Annotated in this window: 27 protein-coding genes, 1 tRNA gene and 1 other RNA gene; 16 read left to right on the forward strand and 13 right to left on the reverse strand. The window is 52.3% G+C overall.

What is annotated here, in order from left to right; translation table 11 throughout:
• Positions 1-36 precede the first annotated feature (36 nt).
• The 6 genes from dinI (at position 37) to INF86_RS04030 (ending at position 3,581) form a co-directional block, all read left to right on the forward strand.
• Complete coding sequence (dinI, locus tag INF86_RS04005) at positions 37-282, forward strand: DNA damage-inducible protein I (RefSeq protein WP_022647715.1); 246 nt, start codon at positions 37-39, stop codon at positions 280-282.
• A gap of 274 nt (positions 283-556) precedes the next feature.
• Complete coding sequence (gene bssS / locus INF86_RS04010; protein ID WP_023299782.1) at positions 557-811, forward strand: biofilm formation regulator BssS; 255 nt, start codon at positions 557-559, stop codon at positions 809-811.
• A 114-nt stretch (positions 812-925) separates the two neighbouring features.
• On the forward strand, positions 926-2,044 hold the full coding sequence (gene solA / locus INF86_RS04015; protein WP_063146119.1) for an N-methyl-L-tryptophan oxidase: 1,119 nt from the start codon (positions 926-928) through the stop codon (positions 2,042-2,044).
• 50 nt (positions 2,045-2,094) lie between these two features.
• Complete coding sequence (locus tag INF86_RS04020) at positions 2,095-2,208, forward strand: YceO family protein (protein ID WP_022647713.1); 114 nt, start codon at positions 2,095-2,097, stop codon at positions 2,206-2,208.
• A 226-nt stretch (positions 2,209-2,434) separates the two neighbouring features.
• The gene (locus INF86_RS04025) at positions 2,435-3,001 is read left to right on the forward strand and encodes a cytochrome b (RefSeq protein WP_058647108.1); all 567 of its coding nucleotides are present in this window, start codon (positions 2,435-2,437) and stop codon (positions 2,999-3,001) included.
• 1 nt (position 3,002) lies between these two features.
• Entirely contained in the window at positions 3,003-3,581 is a 579-nt protein-coding gene (locus tag INF86_RS04030; RefSeq protein ID WP_063146121.1) for a YceI family protein, read from the forward strand.
• 38 nt (positions 3,582-3,619) lie between these two features.
• On the opposite strand, the gene INF86_RS04035 is transcribed toward INF86_RS04030, so the two are convergent.
• Positions 3,620-4,669 (reverse strand): rhodanese-related sulfurtransferase, encoded by a 1,050-nt coding sequence (locus INF86_RS04035; RefSeq protein WP_063146122.1) that lies wholly within the window; start codon positions 4,667-4,669, stop codon positions 3,620-3,622.
• Positions 4,670-4,887: 218 nt separating this feature from the next.
• On the opposite strand from INF86_RS04035, the gene INF86_RS04040 reads away from it, so the two are divergent.
• The 3 genes from INF86_RS04040 to INF86_RS04050 all read left to right on the forward strand — a co-directional run bounded on the left by INF86_RS04040 (position 4,888) and on the right by INF86_RS04050 (position 7,645).
• The gene (locus INF86_RS04040; RefSeq protein WP_023305852.1) at positions 4,888-5,814 is read left to right on the forward strand and encodes a Kdo(2)-lipid IV(A) acyltransferase; all 927 of its coding nucleotides are present in this window, start codon (positions 4,888-4,890) and stop codon (positions 5,812-5,814) included.
• Positions 5,815-5,955: 141 nt separating this feature from the next.
• Positions 5,956-7,191: a multidrug efflux MFS transporter MdtG gene (mdtG, locus tag INF86_RS04045; protein WP_193543249.1), complete on the forward strand. Its 1,236-nt coding sequence runs from the start codon at positions 5,956-5,958 to the stop codon at positions 7,189-7,191.
• A gap of 79 nt (positions 7,192-7,270) precedes the next feature.
• The gene (locus INF86_RS04050; protein WP_193543250.1) at positions 7,271-7,645 is read left to right on the forward strand and encodes a MysB family protein; all 375 of its coding nucleotides are present in this window, start codon (positions 7,271-7,273) and stop codon (positions 7,643-7,645) included.
• 7 nt (positions 7,646-7,652) lie between these two features.
• On the opposite strand, the gene INF86_RS04055 is transcribed toward INF86_RS04050, so the two are convergent.
• From INF86_RS04055 to mdoG, 3 genes are all read right to left on the reverse strand, one after another.
• Entirely contained in the window at positions 7,653-7,880 is a 228-nt protein-coding gene (locus INF86_RS04055) for a YceK/YidQ family lipoprotein (protein WP_003858030.1), read from the reverse strand.
• Between the two features lie 84 nt (positions 7,881-7,964).
• Positions 7,965-10,493, reverse strand: coding sequence for a glucans biosynthesis glucosyltransferase MdoH (gene mdoH, locus INF86_RS04060; protein ID WP_022647707.1), 2,529 nt, complete (start codon positions 10,491-10,493; stop codon positions 7,965-7,967).
• Positions 10,486-12,039, reverse strand: coding sequence for a glucans biosynthesis protein MdoG (gene mdoG, locus INF86_RS04065; protein WP_032622136.1), 1,554 nt, complete (start codon positions 12,037-12,039; stop codon positions 10,486-10,488). Before mdoG ends, mdoH begins: the two co-directional genes overlap by 8 nt.
• A gap of 255 nt (positions 12,040-12,294) precedes the next feature.
• On the opposite strand from mdoG, the gene mdoC reads away from it, so the two are divergent.
• The gene (gene mdoC / locus INF86_RS04070) at positions 12,295-13,434 is read left to right on the forward strand and encodes a glucans biosynthesis protein MdoC (RefSeq protein ID WP_022647705.1); all 1,140 of its coding nucleotides are present in this window, start codon (positions 12,295-12,297) and stop codon (positions 13,432-13,434) included.
• 41 nt (positions 13,435-13,475) lie between these two features.
• On the opposite strand, the gene ymdB is transcribed toward mdoC, so the two are convergent.
• From ymdB to csgB, 5 genes are all read right to left on the reverse strand, one after another.
• Entirely contained in the window at positions 13,476-14,012 is a 537-nt protein-coding gene (ymdB, locus tag INF86_RS04075; RefSeq protein WP_038415816.1) for an O-acetyl-ADP-ribose deacetylase, read from the reverse strand.
• A gap of 80 nt (positions 14,013-14,092) precedes the next feature.
• Positions 14,093-14,413, reverse strand: coding sequence for a type 1 fimbrial protein (locus INF86_RS04080; RefSeq protein WP_063146125.1), 321 nt, complete (start codon positions 14,411-14,413; stop codon positions 14,093-14,095).
• 153 nt (positions 14,414-14,566) lie between these two features.
• Positions 14,567-14,899, reverse strand: a complete 333-nt coding sequence (gene csgC, locus INF86_RS04085; RefSeq protein WP_023299776.1) for a curli assembly chaperone CsgC — start codon at positions 14,897-14,899, stop codon at positions 14,567-14,569.
• Positions 14,900-14,955: 56 nt separating this feature from the next.
• Positions 14,956-15,411, reverse strand: coding sequence for a curli major subunit CsgA (gene csgA / locus INF86_RS04090; protein WP_003858043.1), 456 nt, complete (start codon positions 15,409-15,411; stop codon positions 14,956-14,958).
• Positions 15,412-15,450: 39 nt separating this feature from the next.
• Entirely contained in the window at positions 15,451-15,906 is a 456-nt protein-coding gene (gene csgB / locus INF86_RS04095; protein ID WP_023299774.1) for a curli minor subunit CsgB, read from the reverse strand.
• A gap of 743 nt (positions 15,907-16,649) precedes the next feature.
• Here csgB and csgD point away from each other — a divergent pair.
• Genes csgD through csgG form a run of 4 tightly spaced genes read left to right on the forward strand, consistent with a single transcriptional unit; the run spans position 16,650 to position 18,997 of the window.
• Positions 16,650-17,300, forward strand: coding sequence for a biofilm master transcriptional regulator CsgD (csgD, locus tag INF86_RS04100; protein WP_006809293.1), 651 nt, complete (start codon positions 16,650-16,652; stop codon positions 17,298-17,300).
• A gap of 4 nt (positions 17,301-17,304) precedes the next feature.
• On the forward strand, positions 17,305-17,694 hold the full coding sequence (gene csgE / locus INF86_RS04105; protein ID WP_003858052.1) for a curli production assembly/transport protein CsgE: 390 nt from the start codon (positions 17,305-17,307) through the stop codon (positions 17,692-17,694).
• Between the two features lie 26 nt (positions 17,695-17,720).
• Positions 17,721-18,137 (forward strand): curli production assembly/transport protein CsgF, encoded by a 417-nt coding sequence (gene csgF, locus INF86_RS04110; protein ID WP_003858054.1) that lies wholly within the window; start codon positions 17,721-17,723, stop codon positions 18,135-18,137.
• 26 nt (positions 18,138-18,163) lie between these two features.
• Positions 18,164-18,997 carry a curli production assembly/transport protein CsgG gene (gene csgG, locus INF86_RS04115; RefSeq protein ID WP_023299773.1) on the forward strand — a complete coding sequence of 278 codons (834 nt, stop codon included), beginning with the start codon at positions 18,164-18,166 and terminating at the stop codon, positions 18,995-18,997.
• A gap of 43 nt (positions 18,998-19,040) precedes the next feature.
• Here csgG and INF86_RS04120 read toward each other — a convergent pair whose 3' ends face one another.
• From INF86_RS04120 to ghrA, 4 genes are all read right to left on the reverse strand, one after another.
• Positions 19,041-19,523: a DUF1097 domain-containing protein gene (locus INF86_RS04120; RefSeq protein WP_074169601.1), complete on the reverse strand. Its 483-nt coding sequence runs from the start codon at positions 19,521-19,523 to the stop codon at positions 19,041-19,043.
• Positions 19,524-19,619: 96 nt separating this feature from the next.
• A complete protein-coding gene (locus tag INF86_RS04125; protein WP_045307924.1) occupies positions 19,620-20,174 on the reverse strand; it encodes a molecular chaperone in 555 nt (184 codons plus the stop codon).
• Positions 20,175-20,193: 19 nt separating this feature from the next.
• The gene (locus INF86_RS04130; protein WP_022647697.1) at positions 20,194-20,931 is read right to left on the reverse strand and encodes a phosphatase; all 738 of its coding nucleotides are present in this window, start codon (positions 20,929-20,931) and stop codon (positions 20,194-20,196) included.
• An 84-nt stretch (positions 20,932-21,015) separates the two neighbouring features.
• Positions 21,016-21,954, reverse strand: a complete 939-nt coding sequence (gene ghrA, locus INF86_RS04135; protein ID WP_063149018.1) for a glyoxylate/hydroxypyruvate reductase GhrA — start codon at positions 21,952-21,954, stop codon at positions 21,016-21,018.
• Positions 21,955-22,183: 229 nt separating this feature from the next.
• Between ghrA and INF86_RS04140 the strand changes: the two genes are divergently transcribed.
• Both INF86_RS04140 and INF86_RS04145 read left to right on the forward strand, forming a co-directional pair.
• Positions 22,184-22,271: transfer RNA gene (locus tag INF86_RS04140), tRNA-Ser, on the forward strand.
• Positions 22,272-22,315: 44 nt separating this feature from the next.
• Positions 22,316-22,452, forward strand: a non-coding RNA gene (locus INF86_RS04145) — RtT sRNA.
• Position 22,453 lies beyond the last annotated feature (1 nt).

The following is a 22,453-nucleotide window of genomic DNA, read 5'->3' on the forward strand; positions in this document are numbered from 1 at the left end:
TGTATAAATAAACAGTATATTACACAGGGGGCATTTATGCGTATTGAAGTCACCATTGCCAAAACCACCGTCCTGCCTGCTGGCGCACTCGACGCTCTGGCGGGTGAGCTATCCCGACGTATTAACAGCACTTTTCCTGAAAACGATGGCGCCATAACGGTACGTTATGCGACAGCAAACCATCTTTCCGTCATTGGCGGCGCGAAAGAAGACAAAGACCGCATCAGCGAAATTTTGCAGGAAACATGGGAAAGCGCCGACGACTGGTTTATCACTGATTAAAATTTGCTCCCTCATTGTGTTTTTTTGCCGGGTCGCCCCGGCTTTTTTTCGTTTCGTCTCCTGAAAGTTCAAAATATTTCAGTATCTTCTTAGAAAATCGTGAACAAGATGACGTTTTATTGTTCGAACAATCCTAAAAAGCAGAAAAATGTGTTGCTACCCGTTTATTTTTTCCTGCGGAACCCTTATTAATTGATATACTGAAAAAGCTTTCAGAAAAACATGCATTGAACCTCAAAGTCGTTGTCTTCTAACACGCATTAAGGGGGTTATAATGGAAAAGAATAATGAAGTCATCCAGACCCATCCACTCGTTGGCTGGGATATCAGCACCGTAGACAGCTACGATGCGCTGATGCTGCGTTTGCACTACCAGACCCCGAATCAGCTAAACCGTGACGAAGCGGAAGTTGGACAGACGCTGTGGCTTACAACAGACGTCGCCCGTCAGTTTATTTCTATTTTGGAAGCAGGCATCGCAAAAATAGAATCTGGCGACTACCAGGAAAATGAGTATAAACGGCATTGACCTTATGCCCCTTTTCCCTCAACAGGCACCCTCGCGGTGCCTTATTTATTTCGCTCTTGTATAAGCCCACATAGTTAATTACTCTGCTAACAAAGCGTTAGTAAAGAGAAGCCTATGAAATACGATTTGATCATTATCGGAAGCGGCTCCGTTGGATCTGCAGCCGGTTATTACGCTACGCAGGCGGGTCTGAATGTGCTGATGATTGACGCCCACCTTCCCCCTCATTCTGAAGGAAGCCATCACGGCGATACCCGTCTTATCCGTCACGCTTACGGCGAAGGTGAGCGCTATGTACCGCTGGTGCTTCGGGCTCAGACGCTGTGGGATGAGCTGGCCGCACTCACCGAAGAACGCATTTTTGAGCGCACCGGGGTTATTAATCTGGGGCCCGCCAACTCCACGTTTCTGGCGACGGTCGAGGAGAGCGCGAAAGCCTACCGCCTGGACGTAGAGCGTCTGGATGCGAACGGCATTATGGCGCGCTGGCCGGAAATTTCTGTTCCTGAAGACTACATTGGATTGTTTGAAGCCAATTCCGGGGTACTGCACAGCGAAACGGCCATTAAGACCTGGATTGATCTCGCCGCCAAAGCGGGCTGCGCACAGTTGTTTAACTGTCCGGTCACGGGTATCACCCACCATGCCGGGGGTTCAACCGTCACCACGTCTGAAGGTGAATATACCGCCACGCGCCTGCTGGTGAGTGCAGGAACGTGGGTGACGAAACTGCTGCCGGATCTGCCCATCCAGCCGGTACGCAAAGTCTTCTCCTGGTTCCAGTCTGACGGGCGTTACAGCAGCCAGAACAAATTCCCGGCGTTCACGGGCGAGTTACCTAATGGCGACCAGTACTACGGTTTCCCCTCGGAAAAAGACGCGCTCAAGATTGGCAAACATAACGGCGGACAGGTCATTTCCTCTGCGGAAGAACGCAAGCCGTACGGAGCCTATCCGCAGGATGGTTCCGAAGCCTTCACGTTCCTGCGTAATATTCTGCCGGGCGTAGGCGGGTTGCTTTATGGCGCAGCGTGCACCTACGACAATACGCCAGATGAAGACTTCATCATCGACACCTTGCCTGGGCACGACAACACCCTGATCGTAACCGGGCTCAGCGGTCACGGGTTTAAATTTGCCTCTGTGTTAGGTGAAATCGCCGCCCAGTTTGCTCAGGGGATTGCGCCTTCGTTTGATCTCAAACCCTTCGCGCTCTCGCGCTTTAGCCGATAATACCGCTACAGGCTCCGAATAACCGGAGCCTGATTTGCGAGAGGATCATGATGCGCAGACTGGTGAATTACCTTATCAATAACATCCGCGAGCATTTCATGCTCTACATTGTCCTTTGGTCGCTGCTGGCGATTGTTGACGTCATCTTTATTGTATTCTTCTGAAAACCATCACTGACGTTTATTGACACTCCTTTAAACTTATTTAACTTATAGTTTTTATAAAAAGTCATCTCAAATTTATTGAACGAAGCGATTGAAATACATTGCGGAAACACATTCAAATTCGCTGAAATAAAATAACTAAATAACATTATTCCTTTTTTTCAGTTGCATTATTTAATTAATCCGGCCATTTTTATTGCTCAGTCATTTGAGAACGGAAATTCATATGCAATGGCGTAACTCCTCCAGCCGCTACGGAATAATATCCATGTGTTTACACTGGCTATTTGCACTTGCTGTCTATGCCATGTTTGGTCTCGGCCTCTGGATGGTGACATTAAGCTATTATGACGGTTGGTATCATCAGGCCCCCGAATTGCACAAAAGCATTGGGGTTCTGCTGATGATGGGTCTGGTTTTTCGCGTGATCTGGCGACATCTCTCTCCGCCCCCTCCAGCCCCCAAAAGCCATGGCCGTCTTACCCGCATAAGCGCTGTTGGCGCACATATCGCACTCTATGCCCTGCTGTTCGCCATTATGATCAGCGGTTATCTCATTTCGACCGCAGACGGCAAACCGATCAGCGTGTTTGGGCTCTTTGACGTCCCTGCCACGCTGGCTGACGCCGGTTCACAGGCTGACACCGCAGGTGTGGTTCATCTGTGGCTGGCATGGAGCGTGGTGATCCTGTCTGTTCTGCATGGCCTTGCGGCCCTGAAACACCACTTTATCGATAAAGACGATACGCTGAAGCGCATGCTTGGCCGTTCGTCAGTTGACTCTGGAGCATAAAATGAAAAAACGCCTGTTGGGTATCGCATTAGGTTCGCTGTTATTTACCACCGGTTCGGCCATTGCCGCCGACTATAAAATTGATAAAGAAGGCCAGCATGCCTTCGTCAATTTCCGTATTCAGCATCTGGGTTACAGCTGGTTATATGGTACGTTCAATGATTTCGATGGCACATTTAGTTTCGACGAGAAAAACCCTGCTGTCGATAAAGTAAACGTCACCATTAATACTAACAGCGTCGACACTAATCACGCCGAGCGTGATAAACATCTGCGCAGCGCTGAATTCCTGAACGTAGGCAAATTCCCGCAAGCTACTTTCGCGTCGACAGAAGTGAAGAAAGACGGTGATAAGCTCGCTATTACCGGTAATCTTACGCTGAACGGCGTAACAAAACCGGTAACACTGGATGCGAAATTAATCGGCCAGGGCGACGATCCGTGGGGCGGAAAACGTGCTGGCTTTGAAGCCGCCGGCAAAATTCATCTGAAAGATTTTAATATCACCACAGATTTAGGACCGGCATCGCAGGATGTAGAGCTGATTATTTCGGTGGAAGGCGTTCAGCAGAAGTCATAAAACAGGCCCGGCAGGCTTTTACGCCGCCGGGCAATGTTTTACTCCGGGTCCGGAATACCCAGTTTGGTATTCAGTCGGCCCCGGGATTTATTAAAGATCTTATTCCCGTTCTCGCGCCCGGCACGGCGACGACGTTGCTCTTCTTCAGGCAGGATACTCTCTTCACTGCACAGCTCGCTACAGCAGCCATTAAACTTCTCGGCACATGCAGGACACTGAATAAACAGAAGATGACAACCGTCGTTTTTGCAGTTGGTATGCGTGTCGCACGGCGTACCGCACTGGTGGCAGTGAGCGATTACGTCCTCTGAAATTCGCTCGCCCATACGCTCATCAAACACAAAGTTTTTACCGATAAAACGCACCGGTAACCCCTGCTCGCGGGCGCGGCGGGCATATTCAATGATCCCACCCTCAATATGCCAGACTTTATTAAAACCGTTGTGTTTCATCCAGGCACTGGCTTTTTCGCAGCGGATCCCCCCGGTGCAATACATAACGATCTTTTTGTCTTTATGCTCCTGCATCATCTCAACCGCTTTCGGCAGCTGTTCGCGGAAAGTGTCGGCAGGAATTTCCATCGCATTCTCGAAGTGGCCCACTTCATATTCGTAGTGGTTACGCATATCGATGAACACTGCATCCGGATCGTCGAGCATCGCGTTCACTTCAGCGGCCTTTAGGTACTCCCCCACATTAGCGGCATTGAAGTTCGGATCGTCGATGCCATCCGCCACAATACGCTCACGCACCTTCATGCGCAGCACCCAGAACGATTTGCCGTCATCATCCAGCGCAATGTTCAGGCGTAAGCCGTTAAGCGCCGGATCAAAACCATAAAGGAGATCGCGGAAGGCGCTGACTTTGCTTTCCGGCACGCTGATCTGCGCGTTAATACCCTCACGCGCCAGATAGACGCGACCAAACACGTTCAGGGTGGTGAAAGCCTGGTAAAGCGCATCGCGGGTCGCCTGTGGATCGTTGATGGTAAAATATTTATAGAAAGAGATCGTTGTGCGCGGTTCGGTTTCGGCCAACATACGCGCTTTCAACATCTCATTCGAAACGCGGTTGTGTAACACTGGCATGGTGTACAAGTCCTGCAATCGTTGAGAAATAAAAATCGGTCGGCATGATATAGCAAACAAAGACAATTTACATCCACACAATTTACGCTACATTTCAGTCAACCTGATTAATCAGACTTAACACTTGCATATTCTTTCATGTTTCGATGACAGACATTTTGGCTATGCCTCAAAAAATGAGACAATAGCCCTTCAGGACGTTAGAACACAGGACAGACATGACCCAGTTACCGAAATTTACTGCCGCGCTTTTACACCCACGCTATTGGTTAACATGGTCAGGCATTGGCTTGTTGTGGCTAATTGTACAGCTGCCTTATCCCGTAATTTTCCGCATGGGTAAAGGACTGGGCCGCATTGCTCAACAATTTATGAAGCGTCGCGCCAGGATCGCGTATCGAAATCTTGAGCTTTGCTTTCCTCAGATGAGCGAATCTGAGCGTCACGACATGGTGGTTAAAAACTTCGAATCTGTCGGCATGGGACTGATGGAGACCGGTATGGCCTGGTTCTGGTCGGATAAGCGCATGGCGCGCTGGACGGAAGTGGCCGGAACCGGCATGGATCCGGTGCATAATCTCCAGGCCAACCAGACTGGCGTCCTGCTGATTGGCGTTCATTTCCTGACGCTCGAAATTGGCGCGCGCATGTTCGGCATGCAGGCACCGGGTATTGGCGTTTATCGTCCCAACGATAATCCGGTGATCGATTTGATACAGACCAACGGACGCATGCGCTCGAATAAAAGCATGATCGACCGCAAAGACCTTAAAGGGATGATCCGCGCCCTCAAATCAGGTGAAGTGGTCTGGTATGCCCCGGATCATGACTATGGCCCGCAATCCAGCGTGTTTGTCCCGTTCTTTGCGGTGGAAGATGCGGCGACAACCACCGGGACCTGGATGCTGGCGCGGATGTCCAAAGCCGCTATCGTGCCGTTTGTGCCGCGCCGTAAGCCGGACGGTTCAGGCTATCAGCTCATCATGCTGGAGCCGGAACTCACGCCGCCGCTGGATGATGCAGAAACCACCGCGCGCTGGATGAATGCTATTGTCGAGAAATGCATTATGCTCGCTCCCGAGCAGTACATGTGGCTGCATCGCCGCTTCAAAACCCGGCCTCAGGGCGTCCCTTCTCGTTATTAATCTGCATGCGGTCTTCCGGGCCGCAAGCTGTTTTAGCTTTAAAAGCTCCCCGTCATTGCGGCAATCATACCCCAGGCGCATAATTAGCAGGCTTATTACCTCACTGGTCACGGTGCCCTGCACCTCATTATGCGGATAGTTATGTCCTCCACAGATGCTCCCATAAACTGGAAACGCAACCTGACGGTTGCATGGCTGGGTTGTTTTCTTACTGGCGCCGCCTTTAGCCTGGTAATGCCCTTCCTGCCCCTCTACGTTGAACAGCTCGGCGTCACCGGCCATAGCGCACTGAATATGTGGTCCGGCCTGGTGTTCAGCATTACGTTCCTGTTCTCCGCCATTGCGTCGCCTTTCTGGGGTGGGCTTGCGGATCGCAAAGGCCGCAAAATTATGCTGCTGCGCTCCGCGCTCGGCATGGCGATCATAATGCTGTTGATGGGGGTGGCGCAGAATGTCTGGCAGTTTCTGATATTACGCGCGCTCCTGGGTCTGCTCGGGGGATTTATCCCCAATGCCAACGCCCTGATCGCAACCCAAATCCCACGCCATAAAAGCGGCTGGGCATTGGGTACGCTCTCCACTGGCGGCGTAAGCGGCGCACTGCTGGGTCCGCTGGCGGGCGGGCTGCTGGCCGACCACTACGGACTGCGGCCGGTATTCTTCATTACCGCCAGCGTGCTGTTCCTCTGCTTCCTCGTGACGCTTATCTGCATCCGCGAGAATTTCACGCCGGTAGCCAAAAAAGAGATGCTGCACGCCCGGGATGTGCTGGCCTCGCTGAAAAACCCAAAGCTGGTGCTGAGCCTGTTTGTGACCACCATGATTATTCAGGTGGCCACCGGTTCAATCGCGCCTATTCTGACGCTCTATGTCCGCGATCTGGCGGGAAACGTCAGCAACATTGCTTTTATTAGCGGCCTGATCGCCTCTGTTCCCGGCGTGGCCGCGTTGCTGAGCGCGCCACGGCTCGGTAGGCTGGGCGATCGCATTGGCCCGGAAAAAATCCTGATCTGCGCCCTGATCGTCTCCGTTCTGCTGCTGATCCCCATGTCGATGGTGAACTCACCGTGGCAGCTCGGCGTGTTGCGCTTCCTGCTGGGCGCAGCGGACGGCGCGTTGCTTCCTGCGGTGCAGACGCTGCTGGTTTATAACTCCACCAACCAGATTGCCGGACGTATTTTCAGCTACAACCAGTCGTTTCGCGATCTGGGTAACGTCACCGGGCCGCTGGTCGGCGCGGGGGTTTCGGCCAGTTTCGGTTTCCGGGCGGTCTTTATCGTGACGGCAGGCGTCGTGCTGTTCAACGCTGTTTATTCCTGGCTCAGCTTATCCCGGGCGCTACGCCCGGCGCGCATAACACTACATCGTGACGGCTAATTTACGCATTCATACTTGCAAAATCATATAATCAGCTATTCTTTCCCTGAATACCTTCACGAAAAACAGGGAGACACCAATGACCATGTACGCCACGCTGGAAGAAGCAATTGATGCCGCTCGCGAAGAGTTCCTCGCCGATAATCCCGGCATTGTGGAAGAAGATGCTGACGTGCAACAACTCAATATCCAAAAATACGTCCTACAGGACGGCGATATTATGTGGCAGGCCGAATTCTTTGCTGATGAAGGTGAAGACGGAGAATGTCTGCCGATATTGAGTGGTGAAGGTGCGCAGGCGGTATTCGACGGCGACTATGACGAAATTGAGTTACGTCAGGAGTGGCTGGAAGAAAATACGCTGCATGAATGGGATGAAGGTGAGTTTCAGCTCGAACCGCCGCTGGATACCGAAGAAGGTCAGGCCGCAGCGGACGAATGGGACGAGCGATAAGCTCTCGTTACTCGTAAGGGCCGTGGCTGGCATCGATGGGCAGCAGTAGCGTGTCGAAAATCAGCGAAAACGGCAGATCGAGCACGGTGAGATAGCGCCATGCGGAATCGCGGACATCCCACTGTACGCCGGGGTAGTACTGATTCCCGTGGCCCTGTCCGGGAATGGTGCGGCTGATGATGCTGCCGCAGCCGCTGAGCAGGCATGCCATCATGACGACGATGATTACTTTCATTTCTGACCTCTAAAAAAATACCGGCCTCACAGCCGGTATTTTATTTGGCAGGTGGCGCTTCGCTTACCCGCCCTACTTAACAACTTACTTCGTCTTCAGTGCCAGCGGATTCAGCTTCACGTCCTTGTAGTAGTTCACCCACGAAGAGTATCTCTCCGGAGAAGTCCACACGCGGTAGTGAAGCCGTGCCATCGTCACCGGATCGCTCAACAGCACCAGACGACGGTCGCGGTTAAGCTTTTCTGGCGTCTCGTTCAGCGCCTGCTCAACGTGGCGATCGCGGGCGATCTCCAGCACCTGGCTGGCGCGGTGACGCGCAGTCGCCATCGCGGTTGCCAGCGCGTTGAATGACGGGTTAAACACGGCGTGCATAAAGCCATCATCCAGCGTGCGTTTGCGGTTCTGCTCCAGATAGGTATCGGTATCCACCAGCACCTGCGGCGGAGAATACTCTTCCGGGATCAGGAACAGCTTCCAGCGTTTGGTACGCAGGCCCACCGTAGAACGGCTGGAGATCACCGACACAAATGGCGACAGGATCAGCGAGAAGACGATTGGCGCCAGCCAGAACAGGAAACGCAGATCCAGCCAGGCCATACCAACGGCCCACACCAGGCCCAGTAGTAGCTGAGAGCCGTGGCGCATAAAGGCTTCACTCCATGGCGTAGAGTCATCGTCACGCTGCGGTGAATTCCACACCACTTCCCATCCCAGGAACGCGCTCACCACGAATACCGTGTGGAACAGCATACGCACCGGTGCCAGCAGGACCGAGAATAGCACTTCCAGCAGCAGTGAAAGGGTTACGCGGCAGAAACCACCGTACTCCTTCGAACCTTTACACCAGATCAGAATGATACTGAGCAGCTTAGGCAGGAACAGCAGCACCATGGTCGACGCGAACAGCGCAATCGCCAGCTCCGGACGCCACTGCGGCCACACCGGGAACAGCTGGCGCGGTTGCAGGAAGTACTGCGGCTCCGTCAGGGCATGCACAACCTGCAACGCGGTCGAGAGTGCCAGGAACATAAACCACAGCGGCGCAGACAGATAGGACATGACGCCCGTCAGGAACACCGCACGGTGAACAGGGTGCATCCCCTTCACCAGGAACAGGCGGAAGTTCATCAGGTTACCGTGACACCAGCGGCGGTCGCGCTTGAGCTCATCCAGCAGGTTCGGCGGCAGCTCTTCATACGAGCCCGGCAGATCGTAGGCAATCCAGACGCCCCACCCTGCGCGACGCATCAGCGCGGCTTCCACAAAGTCATGCGACAGAATGGACCCGGCAAACGATCCTTCACCCGGCAGCGGCGCCAGGGCGCAGTGCTCGATGAATGGCTTCACGCGGATAATGGCGTTGTGGCCCCAGTAGTGAGATTCACCCAGCTGCCAGAAGTGCAGACCGGCAGTAAATAGCGGCCCGTAGACGCGGGTCGCAAACTGCTGGCAGCGCGCATATAGCGTGTCCATACCGGACGCTTTTGGCGAGGACTGAATAATACCCGCGTTCGGATTGGCTTCCATCAGACGGACCAGCCCGCTCAGACAGTCGCCGCTCATCACGGAGTCCGCATCCAGTACCACCATGTAGCTGTACTGGTTACCCCAGCGACGGCAGAAGTCATCGATGTTCCCGCTCTTACGCTTAACACGACGACGACGACGACGGTAGAAGATCTGTCCTTCGCCCTGCACTTCAGCAATCAGCTCCATCCAGGCTTTTTGCTCTGCCACGCAGATATCCGGGTTGTAGCTGTCGCTCAGGATGTAGACGTCGAAATGCGCCGCGTTACCGGTCGCCTTTACGGACTCCCAGGTGGCACGCAGCCCGGCGAATACGCGGTCAACATCTTCGTTACAGATAGGCATGATCAGCGCGGTACGGTGCTCAGGATTGAGGGGTTCATCCCCGACCGTCGACGCGGAAATGCTGTATTTGTCACGCCCCATCAGCAGTTGCAGGAAGCCCATCAGCGCCGTCCAGAACCCGGCGGAGACCCAACAGAACAGCACGGCAAACAGCAGAAGGATGCCGCTCTGTAAAATATACGGCAGCAGCTGCATGAAGGAGACCCAGATATCCTGGCCAATCATGTCAGCAGGGTTAATCAATGCCCAGCCCTGGTACGGCAGAATAGTTTTCATGTACCAGGTGGCGACAACCGTCTGTGCCAGCGTCAGCAGCAGCAGAATGTAACGACGAATCGTTCCCACGGTACGCCATTTCTGCTCGGACGCCTGCTGTTCTTTGGTCAGACGTGACAGATAGCGCGGCGTCACGTCACGCCCACGCAGGCGATCCCAGAAGCGACCCACCGGGTTGGTGCGCCACGGATCGGGGAACATAGAGGAACGCGTGGCCTTCGGCATCGCCTGTAGCTGGTCACGCCCTTCGTCATCCTTGATTAACTGCCCTTCTGCCAGCGAGTCTGGCCATGCCTGCTCCAGACGTGCCTTCACTGACCCCAGCGGCGTATCATCATCACGGGAAAAGTGACGATGTTCACCATCCAGCGCGGTGTGAACCGCGCGGATGTCGCTCGCAGGGAGTGCCGCTTTTTCAATGTCCGTTAGCGGCATGGCATCAATATATTCAGATGTATTATTCATTGGCAGGTAGCTGATAGCTCCAGGTTTCACTCAGCGGCTTATCGTTACTGACCAGCGCGGCGCGCATTTCAGTGGTCTGTTTCGGATCTTTCACCTTCACGCGCAGGGTCAAACGCCACCCTTTGGTGACCGGATTGTAACGCACAGCGTTCTCAACGATTTCACCGTTATCGCCAATGCTGGCCTGTGCCGTCACGGCAGTATCCGGCGCCAGTTTTTTCATATCCTGCCCGGTGAAGTCCACGATAAATGCCAGCGTGCCATCCGGCTGACGAATCAGGTTGGACTGCTTCACGTCCCCCGTAGAACGACGCGTCTGCATCACATACGCGTTATCCGGTGCGTGCAGTTTGTCTTCGTCACGGCTGAAGGTGATCGCATACTTGAAGTTCATCTCTTTACCGGCTTCAGGCAGCTGATCCGGTGTCCAGTACGCCACGATGTTATCGTTGGTTTCATCATTGGTTGGAATTTCAACCAACTCAACCTTGCCTTTACCCCAGTCGCCTTTCGGTGTAACCCAGGCGCTTGGGCGCAGATCGTAGCGGTCGTCCAGATCTTCAAAGCGGGAGAACTGACGGCCACGTTGCAGCAGACCAAAGCCCTGCGGGTTTTCCATCGCAAAGCTGCTGACGGCGAGGTGTTTCGGGTTGTTCAGCGGACGCCAGATCCACTCGCCGTTACCAGCATGAATGGAAAGGCCATTAGAATCATGCAGTTGAGGGCGGAAGTTAGTCGCCGGAGACGGCTGATTCGGCCCGAACAGGAACATGCTGGTCAGCGGCGCGACGCCCAGTTTGCCCACTTTATCGCGCAGGTAAACTTTAGACTGCACGTCAACCACCGTGTCACGCCCTGGCATGATCACGAAGCGATAAGCGCCTGTCGCACGAGGGGAGTCCAGCAGCGCATAAATTGTCAGACGTTTGTCGGTTGGTTTTGGACGTTCGATCCAGAACTCGCGAAAACGTGGAAATTCTTCACCTGATGGCAGCGCGGTATCAATTGCCAGACCGCGCGCAGAAAGCCCGTACACCTGCCCCGCGCCAATCACGCGGAAGTAGCTGGCACCAAGCATGCTGACGATTTCGTCGTTTTTATCTTTGCTGTTAATCGGGTAAAGCACCTTGAAGCCTGCGAAGCCGAGGTCTTTCACCGTGTCTTTATCGTGTTGCACATCGCCAAAATTGAAATAATCCGGGCTGTACTTGATTTTACGTACCGCGGTCGCCGTCACTTCATTGATGGCAACCGGCGTGTCGAAGTACATACCCTGGTGGTAAAATTCAAGCTTGAACGGGGTTTTAATATTGTTCCAGTACGCTTTATCGTGATTGAACTGGATCTGCTGATAGTCCGCGTATTTCATGTCGCGGAAAACGGAGGGCAGGTTACTTTTTGGCGCTTCGTAGCTCTTGCCCGCCATCGATTTAGCCTGTTTTGCGACATCATCGATGTTAAAGGCCAGTGCAGATGAGGTATACAGTGACAACAGCACTGCTACACCCAACCAACGCATTTTCATCATTTGTGGTTTATGTTTCATAATAAGTAAGCACTTCCCCCTTTGTGTGCTTATATCGATCCGATCCATTTTAATGGAAACTCAGGCAATCCGACAACATTATCACTGCTTTGTTCAGCTCGCTGGCTCATGGATTAAGCAAATGAAAGAACCCGCTTTTCACTTTGCGTGCTTATCCTGGAGACAGGGTGTCGGTCTTGGTGTAGGGTTGGCTCCGAATGTAACCATTATGAGCCTTAGGGATAAGGCGAAAAGTCTGAGAATGCGCAAAGTTATATGAGCACAACCCCTGTACAACGTGAATATTTCCTCGACTCGATCCGCGCATGGCTCATGCTATTGGGGATCCCTTTTCATATTTCACTGATCTATTCCAGCCACACCTGGCATGTGAACAGCCAGATGCCCTCCTGGTGGCTGACGCTGTTCAATGATTTTATCCATGCCTTCCGCATGCAGGTGTTTTTCGTCATTTCAGGCTATTTCTCTTACATGCTCTTCTTGCGCTATCCCCTCAAGCGGTGGTGGAAAGTACGCGTGGAGCGCGTGGGCATACCAATGTTGACGGCCATTCCGCTGCTGACGCTGCCGCAGTTCATCATGTTGCAGCATGTTAAAGGCAAGGCGGAAAACTGGCCTAATCTCTCGTTCTATGAGAAATACAACACCCTGGTCTGGGAGCTGATTTCCCACCTCTGGTTCCTGCTGGTACTGGTGGTGCTAACCACGGTGAGTTTGCTGATCTTCAGTCAACTGCGCCAGCGCGCGAGCGCCGCAACCTCGACCTTCTTCGCCAACATCACCCTGGGCAAGCTGTCGCTGCTGTTTCTTGCGCTGGGGGTCGCGTATGCCGCCGTCAGGCGTACGCTACTCATTGTCTACCCTCCCATTCTGAGCGATGGGCTGTTTAATTTCGTGGTGATGCAGACCCTGTTCTACATCCCCTTCTTCCTGATTGGGGCGCTAGCATTTATTCATCCCCGGCTTAAAGCGCTGTTTACCACCCCCTCCCCCTGGTGTGCGGTGGGTGCTGCGCTGGCCTTTGCCGCCTATCTTCTCAATCAGCGCTTTGGCAGCGGGGACGCGTGGATGTATGAGACAGAGAGCGTGATAACGATGCTGATGGGCCTGTGGATGGTTAACGTGGTGTTCGCCCTTGGCCATCGTCTGCTGAATTTTAAATCAAGTCGCGTCACCTATTTCGTTAATGCTTCACTGTTTATCTACCTGGTCCACCATCCGCTGACGCTGTTTTTCGGGGCGTACATTACGCCGCATATCAAATCGAATGCGCTGGGCTTCTTCACCGGTCTGGTCTTTGTGGTTGGCATTGCCATCGTGTTGTATGAAATCCACCTGCGGATCCCGCTTTTGCGTTTCCTGTTCTCAGGCAAACCTCAGGTTAAAGCGGGATAAAAAAACGGCGCCTCCAGAGCGCCGTTTTTGCTTTTCAGACATCAAAATGCCTGGCTGCGCGCGGTCAAAAGCCGCTGATACAGGTCGGCGGTGTGCTCATCGAAACAGACAAAAATGACTTTTTCCGGCATGGGTTTGAGGGAAAGGTAGTGATAAACGGTATTCACGGCGATCGTAGCTGCCGCTTCCTTTGGATAACCGTACACCCCGGTGCTAATGGCGGGGAACGCCATGGTCTTATAGCCGTTATCTGCCGCAAGCCGCAGGCAGTTACGATAAGCCTGCTCCAGAATCTCAGCCTCATGGCGGTCGCCACCGTGCCAGACAGGTCCAACGGTATGGATCACCGCTTTGGCCGGGAGATCGCCCGCAAGCGTAATAACAGCATGCCCCGGCGGGCACTCTCCCTGCTGCTGGCGCACGGTTTTGCATGCTTCAAGGAGCTGAGGGCCCGCGGCCCGGTGAATGGCACCGTCTACCCCGCCCCCACCCATCAGGGAGGAATTGGCTGCGTTGACGATCACGTCAACGTGCACCGTCGTGATATCGCCATGAATAACGTCGATTTGCGGTCTCATAAACACCCTCTGCAACCCGCCTTTTTCATCAGTGTATCGCAGAGGGAGAAGGAGAAAAACTGTCGCGAAAAAAACGGCGGTTAACGGTAATCCACCTGAACGACCGCAAGCGTTTTCTTTTCATTCAGATATTTCATGGTGACAGCGGCCAGCTCTGAGTGAGGATGATGGCCCCGGAGCGCCTCGTCATAACTGATGGTATGCGTTTTCATACGGTTATTTTCCGGGCAGGAAATTGCAAACTGCTGATGCCGGGGCGTGACTTCGCACGGGTCAGCGACCACCGCGCCACGAAAATGAATCACCCCACCATTCTCTATAGTTGCTGAATAAGCCGGAGGAAAAAAAGAGGACAGGATCAGTCCCAGACCAGAAATAATACACGCTGCGGATTTGAACATTATTTGTACTCCTCAATGAAATTCGTCCTTGAGGGGTAAAAACGCTCCGTTATGACGTATCAATTTAAGCAACCCGTTTGCTGGGTTCTTGATATCAGCATAGCTTACCTGTGCAGCGCCGCCACTTTATTAAATCATTGATTTTATGAATGATTAAAGCGTACTTGCCGGTGCGTTCCACTGCTGTGATAAATGAAGCGATTTTCCATCGGAAACGGTGACGATTATTTTTACCGCATCCCCTGAGCGAATATTTAAACTGATTCGCGTTAGATCAATCGGCTGATTAGCGGGTATAAAAAGAGTATTTTTCTGCCGCGATGTACTTTGTCCCCCCTGCCCCTGTCGGACAGATAACACCTCAACCTGACATTCGCAGGCGTCTGCCAGCGTGACCTGAGGAATAATGGTTGTCACATTTGCCTGCTGTGAGGTGCTGAACGTTATCTGGCTGGCAAGCGCGGCAAGGAGAATGAAGGTGCTCATGAGATCCTCCCGAAAAAAAACAGGGCGCATGCCCTGTTTTTTGGTACAGAAATGAATCAGTACTGGTGTGCGGTCGCGTTGTTGCCGAAGCCAACCTGGTGCACAGTCACCGTTGAGCCGGACGCTGTCTGGTCTACCGCCGCGCCGTTGCCGCCGCCGAACTGTTTCACGTTGATAACAGAATCTTTGCTATTCCACTGGTCGATGGTGGCGCTGTTACCAAAGCCTTTTTGCAGCAGATCGATAGAACTGTCATCAGAGCCCTGGCCAACGTCTGCGCCGTTACCGCCACCATGCTGGGTAATGGTCAATTCAGAATCTCGGGCGTCCGTCTGCAAAGCAAGCGCGGAGTTACCGCCGCCGTACTGGTAAATGCTCAGGGTTGAGTCAGGGCCGTTATTGCCGCCACCCCAGCCACCACCGTGACCGCCGCCAAATTGTGGTACCGCACCTGCGAAAGCACTGCCAGAAACTACGATTGCTGCAATAACTGCCACTTTGAAAAGTTTCATGGTAAACCCCCATCGGATTGATTAAGGCGTCACACATCGCTAGCGTTGAATAACGCGAATAGCCATCTGCGACTGTCTCTGTACTACAACTGCTGTTTTCTGCGTACCATACTGCGTTATATTCGCCCTGTTACCCGAGCCTTTCTGGATAATCATGGCGGTGTTGCCAAAAGCGCCCTGCTTAATACTCGCATCGTTGCCGTTGCCGGTCTGATCGATATAAGCAAGGTTATACGTCCCTGACTGATCAACATTCGCGCGGTTATTCCCGCCCTCCTGGGAAATAACGGACAGCAATTTAGAACCGCCCTGGCGTACATCAGCATTATTTCCTGAACCCTGTTGACCAATAATGGCTGCCTGATTGTATGAAGCTTTACTTAATTCATTTATCGCAAAATTATATTCAGAACTGGCTAAATCTGAATCACCTGCGATTACAAACCCAGGCGCACCCAGTAATGTAAACATCATAAACAACGTTTTGTTTTTCATGCTGTCACCCTGGACCTGGCTATAAAAAATGTATTCCTTACTCCGTTAACGCGATTCGTTTTGTTAACGCCGCGTTACGGAAAAGAGTATGTCTGCCGAAACATGTTTAATATCTCACCCGTGCGCCTTATTTTTATATACCCCTTCACCACAAAGTCGTAAATCTCGCCTGAAACGACGGGATACTCGCCTAAAGCAGAAACCAAAAATGTCTTCCTGCGCTTGTACAACAGCGAGACAGGCTGTCCAACCTGTACCGGCTTCTTCAGACAAAAACGACAATGCCCTTTGTCACGCGCGTGACACGAAGCAAGTTTTCTTAAGAAAAAATTCCGGCTTAGGGAAGTCTTATGTTTTTAGCAGAGTTCATACTTTTTACCGGCTGGCTTACAATAATAAAAAACCAGATAATACAACTCATTATAATATACCGTATGGTTTTTAAAATCTGTGCACGTTTATACACCTGTACAACTTTCCCCTTATCTTAAAATCTATTAACCCCGCAAAATACACAAATAAATATCGAATTTTACATTCTGTTACACGATTAACACTTGCTTTAAAGTTTGCAATAGCTAGATTGAAAACAGCAGTACGTTATTTGTTTTTAATTTTACCGCCTCCTTTGGAGGAAGGTTTTTTAACTACACACAGCAGTGCCACACCTGCAGTACTTCTGGTGCCCTTTTCAATAATACGAGGGCAGCTGCCGGGTGTCATAAATAACGTGGGGTTTCATCATGTTTAATGAAGTCCATAGCTTACCCGGTCATACATTATTGTTGATCACAAAACCTTCCTTACAAGCGACAGCGTTATTGCAGCATTTAAAACAATGCCTGTCACTTAACGGGAAACTTCATAACATTCAACGTTCTTTTGATGATATCGCTCCTGGCAGCATCATTCTTCTCGATATGATGGAAGCGGATAAAAAACTGATTCATTACTGGCAAGATAATTTAAGCAGGAAAAACAATAATATCCGCGTGTTGTTATTGAATACGCCTGATGAGTATCCTTTCCGCGAAATTGAGAGCTGGCCGCATATTAACGGTGTGTTTTACGTTACAGAAGAAGAAAACCGTGTCGTGGAGGGTTTGCAGGGCATATTGCGGGGGGAGTGTTATTTCTCGCAAAAACTGGCCAGCTACCTCATTACCCACTCCGGAAATTATCGCTATAACAGTTCGGAATCGGCCCTTCTGACGCACCGTGAGAAAGAGATCCTGAACAAACTGCGTATTGGTGCTTCAAATATTGAAATCGCCCGTTCGTTATTTATCAGCGAAAATACGGTTAAGACGCATCTTTATAATCTTTTCAAAAAGATAGCTGTTAAAAATCGCACGCAGGCGGTGTCGTGGGCAAACGATAACCTCAGGCGTTAATAGCATGAAACGCACTCTAAGTTGGATTGCCGCCGCAGGCATTATGCTTGCTGCCGGAAACCTTCAGGCTGTTGAGGTGGAAGTTCCTGGACTGTTGACCGACCACACCGTCACCTCTGTCGGACACGATTTTTATCGTGCCTTCAGCGATAAGTGGGAAAGCGATTATCCGGGTAATTTAACCATCAACGAACGGCCCAGTGCGCGGTGGGGAAGCTGGATCACAATAACCGCTAATCAGGACGTTATTTACCAGACTTTTTTATTCCCAACGAAAAGAGACTTCGATCAGAACGTCGCTTTCGCACTGGCACAAACAGAAGAAGCTATTAACCGCCTACAGTTAGATAAAGCCCTTTTGAGCACAGGCGATTTAGCAAAAGATGAGTTCTAGCAACGACACCTATTTCGGAGGCTGTAATGCGTCTCGCACACACAGTGATTTCGTTAATGCTCATTGCGCCGTTGAGTTGGGCCGGAAATATGACATTCCAGTTCCGCAACCCTAATTTTGGCGGCAACCCGAATAACGGAGCCTTTATGCTTAACCAGGCGCAGGCTCAAAACTCCTATAAAGACCCCAGCTATGACGATGATTTCGGTATCGAGACCCCGTCAGCTCTGGATAATTTTACTCAGGCCATCCAGTCGCAAATATTAGGTGGCTTATTAACCAACATTAATACCGGAAAACCCGGCCGGATGGTCACTAATGACTTTATCGTCGATATTGCCAATAAAGACGGGCAGCTTCAGTTAAATGTGACGGACCGAAAAACCGGTAAGACGTCGACAATCCAGGTTTCCGGTTTGCAGACCAGTTCAACTGATTTCTAAACAACCCCGAAATAAGGACAATTATTATGCAGCGCTTTTTTATTTTAGTTGCAGTGTGCTTATTAAGCGGTTGTTTAACTGCCCCGCCAAAAGAAGCCGCTAAACCCACCCTAATGCCCCGTGCCCAGAGCTATCGGGATCTGACGCATCTGCCGGGCCCTACCGGGAAGATATTCGTCTCGGTCTATAACATTCAGGATGAGACGGGCCAGTTCAAACCGTATCCGGCCAGTAACTTCTCCACGGCCGTACCGCAGAGCGCCACCGCGATGCTGGTTACCGCCCTGAAAGATTCGCGCTGGTTTATCCCGCTGGAACGCCAGGGGCTGCAAAACCTGCTTAACGAACGAAAAATCATTCGTGCTGCACAGGAGAATGGTACCGTTGGCGTCAATAACCGCATGCCGCTACAGTCTCTCACCGCAGCCAATATCATGGTTGAAGGCTCGATTATCGGCTACGAAAGTAACGTGAAATCGGGCGGCGCGGGTGCCCGTTACTTTGGTATCGGGGCCGACACGCAGTATCAGCTGGATCAGATTGCCGTCAACCTGCGCGTGGTTAACGTGAGCACGGGTGAAATTTTATCCTCCGTGACCACCAGCAAAACGATTCTCTCATATGAAGTGCAGGCGGGGGTATTCCGCTTTATCGACTACCAGCGTTTGCTGGAGGCTGAAATTGGCTATACCTCTAACGAGCCGGTCATGCTGTGTCTGATGTCGGCCATCGAAACCGGGGTGATTTTCCTGATTAATGACGGTATCGATCGCGGCTTGTGGGATCTTCAGAATAAAAGTGACGTGAGTAATGCGGTGCTGGTGAAATACCGTGAGATGTCGGTTCCGCCGGAGTCATGATTGGCGGCGTATAAAAAGGCGAGATTTTCGTCTCGCCTTTTTTTTATTTACCTACCACAGGAACGTTCTGGCTCTTCACGCGTCGGGCTGCAAGCCAGAGACCGCTGTTCTTCATAGCGTAGCCAAACAGTAATCCCAGCATGAGCGAAGGGACCACCAGCTTCCAGTCCCCCTGGCCTGCAAAGGTCGCGCAGGCACCCATGAACGTGCCGGGCACAAAGGACAACAGCAGATGTTTTGCCTGAACGCACATCAGGAAAGCCACAATACCGGTCATGAGGTACCCCAGGATTTCCACATGCGGCGCCAGCGCGCTGCCCTTCATAATGATCAGCGCCCAGACCACGCCACTCAGTAACGTGCTGCCTGAAATAAAGAGCCCTTTAAAACCACCCTGCGGACAGGCGAAATAGGCCGTGCAGCCAAGAAAACCGGCCCAGCTCAACAAACCGAGAGATACCGCCACCCAACCCCAGAGGCCGGAGAGGATGCCAGTCGTGATTGCAATACAAAGTAATATGTTCATGGTGCGCATCTTAGCAGATGCGCACCCTAGAAATGAGATCAGAAGCACGTTACGTGCAAGTTGAAATGTATCGTTGCAGGATTTTTGTGATTTAAATCACTCTTCACTCTCTTCTTCCAGCTCATCCCACATGGCAGCGATAGCGTCACGCGTCAGCGGAGCCAGCGTTCTCCAGAACGGAGAGGTGGCGTGGGCTTCAACTTTACCCAGGAAGGTTCCGACCCACGGCAGCAGATACGTTTCGAACAGGGTTTCAATCGCCTCATTCTCATCATCACCTGCTTTATCTTCAATCCATGAGGCCGCCAGCAACAGGGTACCGATATGATCGGCAGGCATATCCGTCAGCGGCATGCCGCGTTCTGAAAGAAACGCCCGAACTTCCGCTTCGGTCGCACCTTCCTGCCAGGCAGAACGATACGGCGACACGCGACACTCTTCCCCCACGAACAGCGCGTTGTAATCCGTTGAAATCTGCTGCATATCGCAATTTTTTTGCAAGCGTTCCAGCAACTCATCCTGTTCCAGCGGCCAGCTCTGCGCCAGTTTACCTTCACGAATCAGGGTAAACAGCGGAACCAGCAGCGGATCCTGCGGCTGGCGGTAATATAAGGTGCCCAGCACGCGGCAAAGGATGGAAAACTCATTCATGTTTTTATTCCGTTATTAATTAAAGATCGGCAAATTCATCAATCGGCGCCATGCCGCGCGACTCAAGGAAGTCGAGCATACGACGCGGCGTGACGTTCAGGATCTGTTCTTCCGGGAAATTCACGTCCCGCAATATTTTCAGGCACTCGCTGAAATCACCCAGCGTGAAGGCCGTGTGTGAATCAGAGCCCAGCGCCACCATTCCGCCCGCGTCACGCACGGCCGCCGCAACGTCGCGGCAGTTGGCCTCACTGCCCTTACGCGAATGCACGAACGAGGAGTTGTTGATCTCCAGCGCCACGCGGTGCTTCGCTGCGGCCTGTGCCACGGCCTGAATATCGATCGGGTATTTCGGATTTCCCGGGTGGCTGATAATGTGCACATTGCCGCTGGCAATGGTGGCAATCATCGCCGCGGTGTTGGTCTCTTTATCCTGGGGCGCAAAGACCGGCTCGTGGAAGCCGGCGAGGATCAGATCTAACGAGGTCAGCATCGGGCCGGTGCAGTCAATTTCACCGTCGGTATTTTTGATGTTCGCTTCGATGCCTCGCAGTATCCCGATACCGTCAACCAGACGTGGCCAGATACGCATATTCACAAAATGCCAGTAGTGCGGCGCATCCGCCATATCCGGACCGTGATCGGTTATCGCAAACAGCTTGATGCCTTTCAGCTTCGCCTGAGCGATATAATCATGGAGGTTACTGTAAGCGTGAGTACTGGCGACGGTGTGCATATGCAGGTCAACGGGATACATCTTTCTCTCCTCTGCGGTTTTTCCAAAGGATAGCAGTTATCAGCGGCGAATATTAGCAAAAACCCGGCGAACGCCGGGTTTCTCTCAGTAGCCTCGCTGTCTGTCGACCTGTCCGGTCACCGCGTTGCCCTTCTCTATTTCGCTGATGGTATGCGAGATATACGCCACGGCCTCCGCCGGGCGCGTCACGGCCGCAATATGGGGCGTCATCGCCACGCGCGGATGTGCCCAAAGCGGGCTGTCTGTCGGCAGCGGTTCGCGGCTATACACATCCAGCATTGCGCCTTTCAGTTTACCGCTATCCAGCGCTTTCAGCAGATCGTCTTCCACAACGTGTACCCCGCGCGCCAGGTTCATTAAGTAGCTATCTTCTGCCAACTGGTTGAGGAGCGTGCCATTGATAATGCCGACCGTTTCCGCCGTATTCGGCAGCAGGTTAATGAGAACGCGTGTCCCTTTCAGGAACGCCGGGAGTTCGTCCGTTCCGGCAAAGCTCTCGACGCCCGGATAATCCTTACGGCTCCGGCTCCAGCAGCGCAGTGGGAAGCCCCACGGGGCGAGCGCTTCGGCGACTTTCGAACCCAGCACACCCGCCCCGAGGATGCCGATGATGAAATCTTCACGCTGATAATCCGGGAGAGGTTCCCAGTGGGATTGCTGTTTAAACGCCTGATAATCGTCGAAGCGGCGGAACCAGTGCAGCACCTGGCTTACGGCGTATTCCTGCATCTGCTCCCCCATACCGGTATCTTCCAGACGAAACAGGGGAATATCTTCCGGCAGCATTTCAGGGTGAGCCTTCAGCTTACTGAGAATGGAATCCACCCCCGCACCAAGAGCAAACACCGCCTTCAAACGGCGTCCCTGAAGCATTTCGACCGGGGGATGCCAGACCAGCGCGTAGTCGGCATGTTCATTATCGCCCTGTTTCCATTCGCGAACGCGTGCGCCAGGCAGTGCCGCCGTGAGCGCCTTAATCCAGTAAGCCGTATCAAAAGTGGGGTGATAGAAGATAATATCCATAGTCATTGCCTTTTATTGCGCTGTTTTATTTTCATTTTCAACTGGCTTGTCAGCATAACAAATTTATCGCTAAACCGCGTTGCTGATAAAAGAGACGCTTTTCGCACATTTCGAAATCAGGTTGCCTGAAGTTTGTCTAAACACGCTAAATTACTGAAAAAGTGGGTTGACGGCAGTACGGCTTTTCCTTACATTAGCGCCCGTCCCGACAACAACGGGATGACAATATGGTGAGGTGTCCGAGTGGCTGAAGGAGCACGCCTGGAAAGTGTGTATACGGCAACGTATCGGGGGTTCGAATCCCCCCCTCACCGCCATATTCAAGACGAGAGCTCGTACGAAAGTACGGGCTTTTTTCTTATATATTCTCCGCAAGGGGGGGATGAGAACCCCCGACCGGGGTTCGACAACTGGCGCAGCCAGTTGGACAGACTGAGAGCGAAGCGAACAGGCTGCCCGCAGGGCGAGCGAAGCGAGTCAATCCCCCCCTCACCGCCAT

This window comes from Enterobacter cloacae complex sp. I1M (assembly GCF_014982425.1).
Lineage (GTDB): Bacteria > Pseudomonadota > Gammaproteobacteria > Enterobacterales > Enterobacteriaceae > Enterobacter > Enterobacter intestinihominis.